Source organism: Neisseria canis (assembly GCF_900636765.1).
GTDB classification, from domain to species: Bacteria; Pseudomonadota; Gammaproteobacteria; order Burkholderiales; family Neisseriaceae; genus Neisseria; species Neisseria canis.
This window is the reverse complement of record NZ_LR134313.1, coordinates 2,110,421-2,122,475: the sequence shown is the minus strand read 5'-3', so window position 1 is coordinate 2,122,475 and position 12,055 is coordinate 2,110,421. Positions and strand designations below refer to the sequence as shown.

The following is a 12,055-nucleotide window of genomic DNA, read 5'->3' as shown; positions in this document are numbered from 1 at the left end:
CAGCTTTATTAAAAGCTGGGTTTTTCATTTTTCGGCCTATAAAGCAGGCAAGCTTATTTTTGATACAAGGCAGCGAGCCGAAGATAGTTAAGCCAGCCTGCCAGCAAGGGCAACAGCACATATAAAACCGTGCTTAAAATCAAGGTATTCCACGGAATCTCTATGTCGCTTACGCCGAGCAATACGCCTGCAATCGGAGCATACGCCACAATCATAATCAAATCATTGACCGAAACCTGCACCAAAGTGTAATTGGGGTCGCCTTTGACCAGTTGCGACCACACAAACACCATTGCCGTACACGGTGCCACGCCCAGCAAAATCATGCCGGCAATGTATTCTTGTGCCGACTGTGCGTCCACCCAACCTGCAAAAAACACCCGAAAAAACAACCAGCCCACAAGTGCCATCGTAAAAGGCTGTTATCAAGCTATGGCATTCATCTGCTTTGATGGTGGTTAAAAATTGCCCAAGCCTTTTAAGATGGGGCAGTCGGGATTGTCATCGCCCCCGCAGGCATCGCTCCACGCTTGCAGGGTGTGTTGCATTGATTTTAATTCTTTGATTTTATTGGATAAAAAATCAATATGACTGGCGGTGAGCGTTTTGACCTGAGCACTTGTGCGGTGTGGATTGTCTTGCAGTGCCAAAAGCTCGCCAATCTGTGCAAGCGAAAAACCGACGCTGCGGGCTTTGGCGATGAATTTTAGCCGAGCGATGTCATTGGAGTTATAAATCCGATAACCTGCTTCACTGCGTGATGGGTTAATTAATAAGCCTGCTTTTTCATAATCACGGATTTGTTTGACGGAAAGTTGGGTAGATTTAGACGCTTGTCCGATGTTCATTGTTGCTCCTTATTGAGTGGTGTGTAAAAAAATGTTATCAAGTAAAAATAACCCTTGACCCTAACGCAAGGTTAGGGTTTATGATACGCACATCAAAACAAAAAAGCAATGCTTTTAATCGCTTAAAAGCACTTTGTTTTGATAATCCACTTTAACTTAACATTCGGAGAAACTGTTATGAACGCTGATTTTGTTCAAAACCGACACGCCCATTGCGGCTGCCAGTCTTGCACGGGGCAAAACTGCCGTCCGGACTGCCAATGCCAAAACGGCAAGCCCTGCATTTGTGATGACTGCACTTGCAACGGCTGTGCGTGTGAATCGTAAAACCAAATAGTGAAATGGACATTGGGCGAATCTGTCATTTGCCCAATGTTATCAATGCCCATTTTGACAAGGAGAATCCAATGACATTCATCAAAAACCGTGCCGTACATCTTGTCGCTGCCGCTGTTGTTTTGGCGACTTTAACCGCTTGTGCCGACGGCAAAAACGAAGTGCCGACGCACTCGATGGTGGGCGACAATAACCACACCCAAACCACCCACGACAGCCCAAATAACCAAAACGAGCACGCAGCGGTGAACCACGCTAATATGAACCACGCCCATATGAACCACTCTGCTATGGCGATGGACACTCAAAATGCTCCGCCCCATACCCAAGCCTATCTTGCAATGATGAACAAGATGGGCGATGAGATGAGCAAAGCGGGCAATCTTGCCGATGCTGATACCGCTTTTGCCAAAGGTATGATTCCGCACCATATCGGAGCAGTTGAGATGGCAAAAGTACAGCTTGAATTTGGCAAAGACGAAACAATGAGAAAACTTGCCCAAGTGATTATTGATGGGCAACAAAGTGAAATCGACCTGATGAACGCTTGGCTGGCGGGTAAAGACACCGCAACCCAAAACCCGCAAGCCCCGCACGCCAAGGCCTATGCCGCAGACAAGGCGCACCACGAGGCGATGATGGCGGCAATCAATGAGCCAAACCCTGATGTTGCCTTTGCTAAAGCAATGATTCCGCATCATCAAGGGGCGGTCGAGATGGCAAAAGTGCAATTACAGTTCGGCAAAGACGAAAAAATGAAAAAGCTCGCTCAAGACATCATAAAAGCCCAAGAACCTGAAATCAAGCTGATGCAAGACTGGCTAAAACAGTAGGGGCAATAAAGCAAAAGCACCGCTTTTGATAAAGCGGTGTTTTTTACTTTAAAAAACTTTCAGGCTGCCTGAAAAATTTATATTTCCAAAAATGAAAACCAACTTTCCAAAAAAACGCCATTCCATTGCCAATTATAAAATTTTAGGGGCTTAGGAAGCAAAAATATTAAATTGGGTTATTTCGAAGCATCTTCATTAATGTTTTACCTAAATCTTCATGCCGGTGGTTAAACCTAAACTCCGTTTCTTTGAGATGCAGATAAAACATTTCTTTGGAAATACCATGAAATTTAGCCAAACGCCCCTTAGCATAACTCCAAAAAGATTCAATACCATTGATATGTTGCTTTCCTCGAGCAAACTCATTGGAACCGTGATGGACACGGTAATGCTTCTCATAGCCCATATCGACAAGACCGTCATATGCTTTCCAGCCGTCAGTATTGATTTCACTGTCAGCAGATATGCGGCCACGTATGACCTTGATTAGTGAGGCTTTCGAAGCGTTGGGAACAATTTCCGTATAGACCACGCCATTTCGTTTCAGTATGCCAAATACGATGGTTTTACCTGAAGCCCCGCGACCGCGCTTACCTCTGATACGTCGTGCGCCAAAGTAAGATTCATCTAGTTCGACAATACCGGACAACAGTAGTACAGGACTGATTTTGTTACAGCTTCAGCAGCTTGCAAAATCGTTCTCTTTGAGCTAAAGCGCAGCAATACCTTAGCAAAAGTTACGTTTATTTACTATATAATTTTATTTTTCAAATTCAGCTGCTTTTCATTTCTTATGCAATCCCATATCGCCGCTTTTGATCCGCTGGCCATTCCTATTCAAGGTACAAACCTTATCGAAGCTTCTGCCGGTACAGGCAAAACTTTTGGTATAGCTGCTTTATTTACCCGATTGGTTTTGCTGGAGAAAATGTCGGTTGAGGGTATTCTGGTGGTAACGTTTACCAAAGCGGCTACGGCGGAATTGAAAACCCGTTTGCGTTCGCGTTTGGATGAAGCGCTCCGCTGGCTGGAAAAGCCGGATGATCAGAAGCCTTTGATTGACGATTTTCTCCGCGAGCTGTTGGACAAAGCATTAAGTCGGGAGCAGAAAGCGCTGTTGGTTTTGCGCTTGAAAGCGGCGATTTCGCAGTTTGATAATGCGGCGATATATACCATACACGGGTTTTGCCAGCGTTTGTTGCGCGATTACGCATTTTTTTGCCAAGTGCCGTTTGATATGGAACTGGAAACCGACGGTGATGAGCGTTTATTAACGGCGGCACAGGATTTTTGGCGCGAACAGGTGGCGCATGATTCTGAGATGGCGCGTTTGGTGTTTGAACACAATCTCACGCCAGAATCGGTGCTTGCTAAAATGCGCACTTATATCGGCAGGCCTATGTTGCGGTATGAGACAAACGGGGTAGATTTGGCAGAAAGCGAAGCCGAACTGTCAAAAGTATGGGCAAAAGTGTGCGCAGGATTAACGGAGCTGGAAGCAATATTTGAGCAAGTTTATTCTGTAATCAATAAAAAAACATATTCACTGAAAAGTATGCAAGAGTTGTTTGCAGCTTTGCAGCAGGATGCGGCAAACCAATGCCTGTCTGAAAAAAAAGAGCTGTATAAAAAGCATTTGCCGAAATTTGATTTGGAAATTTTAAAAAGCAATGTCAACAAAGGCAAAACGCTGGACGAAAGTGCTGATAAGTTAAGCCTTTTGGCCGATTTAGGTCGGGCTATCGAAGCCGGGCAAGTTGCCGAGCAAGCTGCTATTGCCGCATTGCAGCTGGAGTTTTTGAACTACATGAAAGACGCTGTTGCGTTGCGCAAGCAAACACATCGGGAGCGGGGTTATGACGATTTGCTGCTGGATGTTTATGCCGCACTCGATGAAAACAGCCCGCACAGCGGTGCTTTGGCCGAGATGGTTGCCGAGACCTGGCGGGTAGCGCTGATTGATGAATTTCAAGATACCGATCCGCTGCAATACGGCATTTTCCAAAATACATTTGTTCGCCACGGCAATCCTTTATTTTTGGTGGGCGATCCCAAGCAGGCGATTTACAGCTTTAGGGGGGCGGACATTCATGCCTATCTGAAAGCGGCGAAAGATGCCGACCATCACTATACTTTAACGAAAAACTACCGCAGCCACGACTCGCTGATAAAAAGTATCAGCCTGTTTTTCCGGCAAAAAAAACACCCTTTTGTACTCAAAGGCATCGGTTATACCGATGTGTCGGCGGCGCGCGCCGATGCCTGTCTGAAGCCTTTGGATCATGCCTTGCGTGTACGCTGGTTGAATGAAGATGATGAAGCGGCACTGAATAAAGAAGTGTTGCGCAGCCGTGCCGCCGAATATTGTGCCGATGAAATTGCCGCCATGTTGAATCGGGCGGCCGAGGGTGGATTGAGCTTAAAAACGCGCCCTTTGCAATCCGGCGACATTGCCGTGTTGGTGCGCACGCGCAACGAGGGCAGCATGGTCGGCGCGGCTCTCAAAGCGCGCGGCATACAGAGCGTGCTGCTGCAACGCCATTCCGTGTTTGCCGAGAAAGAGGCGCGCGCGGTGGCGGCTTTGTTGGCGTTTTGGCTGCGTCCTCAGGAAACCGAGGCGTTGCGTTTTGTGTTGGGCAGCGTTTTATTCGGCCAAACGGCGGAGCAATTATATGCGCTGAACCAAAACGAGCATCAACTGCTGGATTACATAAACGCCGCGCAAACCGCTTTGGCTACTTGGCAGAAACACGGCATTTATGCCGCTATGCAGCAGTTTGCCGCCCGCTATGATTTGGAAGGCGGCCTGCTGTCGGCGCGCAATGAGCGCAGCCTGACCAATTATCATCAGATTGTCGAGTTGTTGGCCGAAGAAGACGAACGGAGCCGATCGCCCGAGTCGCTGCACCAATGGCTGAAAGCGCAAATCAGCGAAGCGCAAAACGGTAAAGAGGCAGGTGAAAACAAAACTTTGCGGTTGGAAAGCGATGAGGCTTTGGTGAAAATCGTAACCATTCATGCCTCGAAAGGTTTGCAATATCCGGTGGTGGTTTGCCCGTTTGTGTGGGATGCAGCGGATTATAAAACGCAAGATTGGCAGGTTATCAGCCGTGAAACGGGCAGCGAATTGGTGTCTGCGCTCGATCTGACCGACGAAGACAAAAACGCTTTGGCTGATGAAGAATTGGGCGAGCGGCTGCGCCTGCTTTATGTGGCGATGACGCGTGCCGAAGAGCAGCTTACCGTTTATGCAGCTTACTTTAACGGCAGTGCCAGAAACACGTTTTCTTATCTTTTGGCAGGCAGCGAAGAAGCAACGAGGGCAGAAATAGAAGCTCAGTATGCGGCAGAAAAAAAGGCCAACAATGCGGAGGGAGAAAAAAAGATGCTGCTGCAAAATTGGCAGCGTTTGATAGACAATGCGCCTGAGGATACCGATATTGCTTGGTTGCAGGGCGCGCCAGAAACCGCTGCCAGCCGAAGTCAGGCGTATTCTGAAAACAGGTTTCAAGCTTGGACGCTGCCGGCACGGACGTTTGAACACATCCGGCATACCAGCTTTACCGGCTTGCTGCGTGATTTATCCGCCGCTGCCGTGCCGGAGCGCGAAGAGCTGCAACCTGCGGTAGATGCGGCAGAAGCGGGTTTGGCGCAGGGCGGTTTGGCAGAAAGCCTGTCTGAAAGCGGGATGGTGGGAGATGATGTTTACGATATCCACAATTTTCCGCGCGGAACCCATGCGGGCGTGTGTTTGCATGAGCTTTTGGAGCATTTCGAGTTTAATAGCCCGGCATCCGGACAGCGGCCGAAAATAGCAGAAACGCTGGCGCGCTACAGTTTTGGTGAGGAATGGCTGGATGCAGTATGCGGTATGCTGGATAAGGCGGCGCATGCCGAATTGTTGAACCGTTTGGCCTTGGCGGATTTGCCCGCACGCAACCGTTTGCCGGAAATGGATTTTATGCTCAAAGTGGAAGAGTTCAGCCCGGCCAGGCTGAAAGCATGGTTTGCGCGCCCGAATCTCGCATTGCCGCCGGACTGCATTGCCGCCGCGCAGCATTTGGATTTCGACACGGTAAAAGGTTTTCTCAGCGGTTTTATCGACATGACCTGTATCGACGGCGAAGGCAATGTCTGCGTGATTGACTATAAATCCAATTATCTCGGCGCAGGTCAGCAAGCCTATACGCAGGAAGCGATGGATGAAGCGATGGCGGCGCACCATTATTATCTGCAAGCCATGATTTATGCCGTGGCGGTTGCCCGCTATTTGCAGCAGCAAAATGCAGAATTCGACACCATTTGCGTGCGCTATTTATTTTTGCGCGGCTTGGGCAGTGAAGATGGCGGCGTATGGCGCTGGCAGCTCGACAAGGCGGATTTGCAGGAATGGCTGTGAATCAGAATGCCTGTCTGAAACAGGATGCGGCAGCTTGGAAGGCGGGTTAATCGGCGCGGCCTTCCGCTCTTCAGACAGGCATATCCAAACCCTGCGATTTCAGGTATATTCCGAAAAAACAAACCGCAAACAGACAACCGACAAAGGATTTTCCAAATGTTCAAACGCCCGGAAGAGCTTATCATGGCCGTGCTTGCCGCCCTTTGGGTGGTGCTCACTTTCTTTCTCGTTTCCTATTTCGGCGCACCCACGCAAACCGCGCTGCTGATTTCCGCCTTAACCTTGATTTGGGCGGGCGTGTTTTTCATGTTGTGGCAGCGCCATTTGACCAGCTGGATTTGGCCGGTATTTTTAGGCTTGCTGGTGGCTTGCTGGTGGCCGTATTTGGATTGGTATGCCGTACGCGATTTAATCGCGGCGGGTGTGTCAGACGAAACCATCGTAGTGGGCAAGCCGTGGTATGCCACTTGGACATTCAAAGGCATTTTGGCTGTGATTCCCGTGGTGTTGGGCTATGGCATGAGATGGAAGTTTGCCCATAAGGAAATCAATACCATCCCTTGATACCGGATTGAAAAATGCCTGTCTGAAAATTTTTCAGACAGGCATTTTTTATCAAAACGTTTATCTCACATGCGGCAACACGGCCAAAACGGCCGATAAGCTCGCTTCGCCCAAGCGCAGGGAGCGTTGGCCGTTCCAGCCGAAGTCGTCGTCGGGCATATTGTTGTTGTCTTTAAACGGCATTTCTAAAGTGTAGGAGAGGCAGTTGAACATGTTGCCGACATAATTGGCGGCGAGCGTTAAATTGGCTTGGCCGGGTTCGTCTTTCGGGTAGCCGAATTCATCCTGAAAATCCGGGCTGGCGGCTTTGAGCGCGGTTTTGAAGCGGTCTTCCAAGCCGGCGATGCGCGCGTTGTAGTTGGGCACGCCTTCTGTGCCTGCAGCAAAAACATAGGGAATGGCTTCGTCGCCGTGGATGTCGAGGAATAAATCTACGCCGGTTTCATGCATTTTTTGGCGCACATAAAACACTTCCGGGCTTTTTTCCGGCGTCGGCTCAAGCCATTCGCGGTTGAGGTTGGCGCCGGCGGCGTTGGTGCGCAGGTTGCCCAAAGCAGAGCCGTCGGGGTTCATATTCGGCACGATGTAGAACGTGGCTTGATCAAGTAGGGCGCGGGCGGTCGGGTCTTGCGGGTCGAGCAGGCGGGCGAGCAGGCCTTCGATAAACCATTCGGCCATGGTTTCGCCCGGGTGCTGGCGCGCGATAATCCACACTTTCAAATCGCTTTCAACCTGATTGCCGACGGTAAGCAGGTTAATGTCGCGGCCTTCGACGGTGCTGCCCAAATCTTCGATTTGGCAAAGCCCGCTGCCTTGCGCATCGCCGAGCAGGTTGAGGTGTTGTTCGCCGGAATAAGGCTCGAAATAGGCGTAGTAAATGCTGTTGGCCAGCGGTGTGTGTTCGATGGTAAGCACGCCGTTTTCATAGCGGGTGGGCACGCGGAACCAGTTTTGCCGGTCGTAGGAGGCGCAGGCTTGATAATCGATCCAGCCGTCGGGGTAAGCGCATTGTGCCGCATTTTCAAAATGCATGGTGCAGGGCGTGTAAGCCGCGCCTTGCAGACGGAAATAAAACCATTGGGCGAAGTCGGATGCGTTGTCGGGGCGGATTTCGAGGCGGATGTTTGAAGCGTCGGTCAAATCTTTCACAACCACGGCGCCTGCATCAAAACGGGTGCTGATTTTCAACATGCTGCTTTCCTGTATCGGCATTAATAAATTGGGATATTATAAAGCCGCGTCGGGCGATTGTGAAAGGGTATGGCTGCAAATGCGGAGCGCGGGGCATGCTGTTTTCACCGCCGGCGGCGCAATCGGGTAGAATAAGCGGAATTTTCAGACAGGCATTTGATTCATGAGCGACATTCAATCTTTTTCCAACCGTTTGGGCAAAAACATCAAGCATTATTTGAAATGGGCGCGGCGTAACGGCATTGAGGCGTGGCGAATGTATGACCGCGATATTCCGCAATTCCCGTTTGCGGTTGATGTGTACGGAGAACGAATCCATCTGCAGGAATACGATACCGGTTGGAAAATGCCGCCCGAAGAATATGAAGCCTGGCTGGCCGAAGTGGTGGAGGCGGTGGCTTTTGTAACCGGATTTCCCGAAACGCATATTCACTTGAAGCGGCGCGAGCGGCAGAAAGGTACGCAGCAATACGAGAAAACCGGTAAGGCGGGCGAGGATTTTATCGTGCACGAAAACGGGCGCAAATTCTGGGTGAATCTGGAAAAATATCTGGACACCGGCCTGTTTCTCGACCATCGCAACACGCGCAAAAAAGTGGGTGACATTGCGCAAGGCAAGTGCTTTTTAAACCTGTTTTCCTACACCGGCAGCTTCACCGTTTATGCGGCCACGGGCGGCGCGGCGAGCAGCGAAACCGTTGATTTGTCGAACACTTATCTGGAATGGGCGCGCCGCAATTTTGAATTGAACGGCATAGACGAAACCCGGCATCAAATCATCCGAGCCGATGTGTTCCAATATCTTCAGACAGGCATTCGGGAGGGCAAACGGTTCGACCTGATTGTGATGGACCCGCCGAGCTTTTCCAACAGCAAAAAAATGCTGGATATTCTCGACATCCAGCGCGATCATGTGCGGCTGATTGACGATGCAGTGAAGCTTTTGGCACCTGAAGGCATTTTGTATTTTTCCAATAATCTGCGCAGCTTTAAGCTGGATGACGTGTTGACTGAGCGTTATCAGGTAAAAGACATTTCCGCCCAGTCGGTACCGGAAGATTTCCGCAACAAAAAAATTCATCAGTGTTGGGAAATCAGGCGCCGTTAAATGCCAGTCTGAAAAGGATGAAAACGATGAAAATCAAAACCTTGCTTGCCGGATGCCTGCTTTTGGGCGGCTGCTATTATTCGGAAACGCCTTACGGCCGCCGCGCCGTGCTGGATTTGCCTGTGCAGAGCGAAACCACCGTCAACAAAACCGTTACCGTTAACGCGCCGCCGGGTACCACGGTGATTTATCACGACACGCAGCCGGTGATTATCGAGCGCCCGCGCCGCCGTCCGTATGGCTATTAATCTGTTTCAGACAGGCATTGTTAAGAGAAATATGCAATGAAGATTCTTATTGCGCCCGATTCGTTTAAAGAAAGCCTGACCGCGCAGGAAGCGGCAGATGCGGTGGAATGCGGTTTAAAAAAAGCGCTGCCGGATGCGGAATATGTGAAAGTGCCGATGGCCGACGGCGGCGAGGGCACGGTTCAGTCGCTGCTGGATGCCACGGGCGGGCGGCGGCAAACGGTTGACGTGTGTGCACCGTTGGGGGATAGAGTGGCGGCTTCGTTCGGTTTGTCGGGCGACGGAAAAACGGCATTTATCGAAATGGCCGCCGCTTCCGGCCTGCATTTGGTGCCGCATGAAAAACGCAATCCGTTAATCACCACGAGCTACGGCACGGGCGAGCTGATTCGCGCGGCGCTTGAAGCGGGTGTCGGCAAAATCATTTTGGGCATAGGCGGCAGTGCCACCAATGACGGCGGGGCGGGTATGTTGCAGGCTTTGGGCGCGCGCCTGCTGGATGTCGACGGCACGGAATTGCCGCCGGGCGGCGCGGCTTTGGCGGGCTTGGCGCGTATCGATCTGAGCGGGTTGGATGCCTGTCTGAAAGAGGTTGCGGTTGAAGTGGCATGTGATGTGGATAATCCTTTGTGCGGGGAACAGGGCGCGTCGGCCGTGTTCGGCACGCAGAAAGGTGCTACGCCGCAAATGGTTGCAGAACTGGATGCGGCGCTGAACCGGTTTGCGCATATTGTCGAGCGGGATTCGGGCATTTCGATTGCGCATCATCCGGGCGCCGGGGCGGCGGGCGGTATGGGCGGCGGTTTGTTTTTGCTGCCCAATGCCTGTCTGAAAAGCGGTGTTGAGATTGTGATGGAAGCCGTGGGGTTGGCGGAAAAAATTAAGGATGCCGATTGGGTGATTACCGGAGAGGGGCGGATGGACGGCCAAAGCGTGCGCGGCAAAACGCCTGCCGGTGTGGCCAAGCTCGCCAAACGCTTCGGCAAACCGGTGATTGCCATCGTGGGCAGTTTGGGCGATGATTATGCAGCCGTTTACGATGCAGGCATTGATGCGGTGTTTCCCATTATCCGAAGCGTAGGCAGTTTGGAAGAAACCTTGCGGCAAGCCCGCGCCAATTTGATTGCAAGCGCCGAAAATGTCGGCAGGCTTTATTTGGCGGTGTCCGGCACAAACCGATATAGCAAACCATAAACCAACCACGGCTGCTAACCTGACCGACTGTATCAAAATATCAAAGGAAAAATAATGCAGAACTATATTACCCCTAATTTCTCTTTCGCTCCCGTGATTCCCGAACGCGCTTCGGGCAGCCGAGTTTGGGATACCGAAGGGCGAGAATACATTGATTTGGCAGGGGGCATCGCCGTGAATGCGCTCGGCCACTGCCATCCCGAGCTGGTGGAAGCGCTCACGCGGCAGGCGCAGAAAATGTGGCATGTTTCCAATCTTTACACCACACGCGCCGCGCAGGAGCTGGCACAGAAGCTGGTGGAGCATACGTTTGCCGACAAAGTGTTTTTCTGCAATTCCGGTGCCGAAGCCAACGAAGCAGCGTTGAAGCTGGCGCGCAAATACGCCCGCGATCATTACGGCGCGGAAAAAAACGAAATTATCGCCTGCGTGAATGCGTTTCACGGGCGCACGCTTTTTACCGTGAGCGTGGGCGGGCAGCCGAAATACAGCCGGGATTTTGCCCCGCTGCCGCCGGGCATTACCCATGTGCCGTTTAATGACATTGCCGCGCTCGAGGCTGCAATCAGCGACACAACCTGCGCCGTGATTATCGAGCCGATACAAGGTGAAAGCGGTGTGTTGCCTGCCACGGCGGAATACCTGCAAGCCGCGCGCCGTTTGTGCGACCGGCACAAGGCCTGCCTGATTTTTGACGAAGTTCAGACAGGCATGGGGCGCACGGGCAAATTGTTTGCCTACCAACACAGCGGTGTAACGCCCGATATTATGACTTCTGCCAAAGCTTTGGGCTGCGGTTTCCCCATAGGCGCTATGCTCACCACGGAAAAAACCGCCGCCAGTTTCGGCCCGGGCACGCACGGCACAACGTTCGGCGGCAACCCGCTTGCCTGCGCGGTGGGCTCGAAAGCGTTCGACATCATCAACACGCCGCAAACGCTCGCGCATGTTAAGCAGCAAGGGGAGAAATTGAAACAGGCATTGATGCGGTTGGGAGAAGAAACCGGTGTATTCCAAACCGTGCGCGGAGAAGGTTTGCTGATAGGCTGCGTGTTGGCGGATCAATACGCGGGGAAAGCGGGCGAGATTAACGCGTTGGCCTTGGCGCACGGCCTGATGATTTTGGTGGCGGGCACCGATGTGCTGCGCCTTGCGCCCAGCCTGCTGGTAACGGATGAAGACATTGAAGCGGGCGTGGCGAAGCTGCGCGCGGCTTTGCAGGAGTGGTTGCAGGTTTGCAGCAAAGCGTAAAACAGCGCGCCTGCTGCATTTATCTGCTGTAAAAAATGCCTGTCTGAAAGATACTTTTCAGACAGGCATTATCGTGAATCAAG

10 protein-coding genes and 1 pseudogene are annotated in these 12,055 nt (G+C 51.5%); 7 read left to right on the top strand and 4 right to left on the bottom strand.

Annotation, left to right across the window (positions count from 1 at the left end; translation table 11 throughout):
- Nucleotides 1–53: 53 nt before the first annotated feature.
- Both EL143_RS10115 and cueR read right to left on the bottom strand, forming a co-directional pair.
- Nucleotides 54–410 (bottom strand): arsenic resistance protein, encoded by a 357-nt coding sequence (locus EL143_RS10115; RefSeq protein ID WP_009116471.1) that lies wholly within the window; start codon nt 408–410, stop codon nt 54–56.
- A 48-nt stretch (nt 411–458) separates the two neighbouring features.
- Nucleotides 459–848 (bottom strand): Cu(I)-responsive transcriptional regulator, encoded by a 390-nt coding sequence (gene cueR, locus EL143_RS10110; protein ID WP_009116472.1) that lies wholly within the window; start codon nt 846–848, stop codon nt 459–461.
- Between the two features lie 407 nt (nt 849–1,255).
- Here cueR and copM point away from each other — a divergent pair, with 407 nt between their 5' ends.
- Nucleotides 1,256–2,017, top strand: coding sequence for a CopM family metallochaperone (gene copM / locus EL143_RS12850; protein ID WP_085416340.1), 762 nt, complete (start codon nt 1,256–1,258; stop codon nt 2,015–2,017).
- A 166-nt stretch (nt 2,018–2,183) separates the two neighbouring features.
- On the opposite strand, the pseudogene EL143_RS10100 reads toward copM, so the two are convergent.
- Nucleotides 2,184–2,666 (bottom strand): annotated as a pseudogene (locus tag EL143_RS10100) (IS1595 family transposase); the annotation flags it as partial.
- Nucleotides 2,667–2,810: 144 nt separating this feature from the next.
- On the opposite strand from EL143_RS10100, the gene recB reads away from it, so the two are divergent.
- The gene (gene recB, locus EL143_RS10095; RefSeq protein ID WP_085416339.1) at nt 2,811–6,416 is read left to right on the top strand and encodes an exodeoxyribonuclease V subunit beta; all 3,606 of its coding nucleotides are present in this window, start codon (nt 2,811–2,813) and stop codon (nt 6,414–6,416) included.
- Between the two features lie 156 nt (nt 6,417–6,572).
- Entirely contained in the window at nt 6,573–6,980 is a 408-nt protein-coding gene (locus tag EL143_RS10090) for a hypothetical protein (RefSeq protein ID WP_085416338.1), read from the top strand.
- Between the two features lie 60 nt (nt 6,981–7,040).
- Here EL143_RS10090 and EL143_RS10085 read toward each other — a convergent pair whose 3' ends face one another.
- Nucleotides 7,041–8,171 (bottom strand): M14 family metallopeptidase, encoded by a 1,131-nt coding sequence (locus tag EL143_RS10085; protein WP_085416337.1) that lies wholly within the window; start codon nt 8,169–8,171, stop codon nt 7,041–7,043.
- Nucleotides 8,172–8,334: 163 nt separating this feature from the next.
- On the opposite strand from EL143_RS10085, the gene EL143_RS10080 reads away from it, so the two are divergent.
- The 4 genes from EL143_RS10080 to EL143_RS10065 are packed head-to-tail and all read left to right on the top strand — an operon-like array spanning nt 8,335 to nt 11,972.
- On the top strand, nt 8,335–9,279 hold the full coding sequence (locus EL143_RS10080) for a class I SAM-dependent methyltransferase (protein WP_085416336.1): 945 nt from the start codon (nt 8,335–8,337) through the stop codon (nt 9,277–9,279).
- A gap of 26 nt (nt 9,280–9,305) precedes the next feature.
- Nucleotides 9,306–9,527: a hypothetical protein gene (locus tag EL143_RS10075; RefSeq protein WP_085416335.1), complete on the top strand. Its 222-nt coding sequence runs from the start codon at nt 9,306–9,308 to the stop codon at nt 9,525–9,527.
- Between the two features lie 36 nt (nt 9,528–9,563).
- Nucleotides 9,564–10,721, top strand: coding sequence for a glycerate kinase (locus EL143_RS10070; protein WP_085416334.1), 1,158 nt, complete (start codon nt 9,564–9,566; stop codon nt 10,719–10,721).
- Between the two features lie 54 nt (nt 10,722–10,775).
- A complete protein-coding gene (locus EL143_RS10065) occupies nt 10,776–11,972 on the top strand; it encodes an acetylornithine transaminase (RefSeq protein WP_085416333.1) in 1,197 nt (398 codons plus the stop codon).
- Nucleotides 11,973–12,055: the final 83 nt, after the last annotated feature.

Coding starts and splice junctions, on each gene's coding strand:
- copM (WP_085416340.1), top strand. CDS start 1,256: ATGACATTCATCAAAAACCGTGCCGTACATCTTGTCGCTGCCGCTGTT.
- recB (WP_085416339.1), top strand. CDS start 2,811: ATGCAATCCCATATCGCCGCTTTTGATCCGCTGGCCATTCCTATTCAA.
- EL143_RS10065 (WP_085416333.1), top strand. CDS start 10,776: ATGCAGAACTATATTACCCCTAATTTCTCTTTCGCTCCCGTGATTCCC.
- EL143_RS10085 (WP_085416337.1), bottom strand. CDS start 8,171: ATGTTGAAAATCAGCACCCGTTTTGATGCAGGCGCCGTGGTTGTGAAA.
- cueR (WP_009116472.1), bottom strand. CDS start 848: ATGAACATCGGACAAGCGTCTAAATCTACCCAACTTTCCGTCAAACAA.
- EL143_RS10075 (WP_085416335.1), top strand. CDS start 9,306: ATGAAAATCAAAACCTTGCTTGCCGGATGCCTGCTTTTGGGCGGCTGC.
- EL143_RS10080 (WP_085416336.1), top strand. CDS start 8,335: ATGAGCGACATTCAATCTTTTTCCAACCGTTTGGGCAAAAACATCAAG.
- EL143_RS10115 (WP_009116471.1), bottom strand. CDS start 410: ATGGCACTTGTGGGCTGGTTGTTTTTTCGGGTGTTTTTTGCAGGTTGG.
- EL143_RS10090 (WP_085416338.1), top strand. CDS start 6,573: ATGTTCAAACGCCCGGAAGAGCTTATCATGGCCGTGCTTGCCGCCCTT.
- EL143_RS10070 (WP_085416334.1), top strand. CDS start 9,564: ATGAAGATTCTTATTGCGCCCGATTCGTTTAAAGAAAGCCTGACCGCG.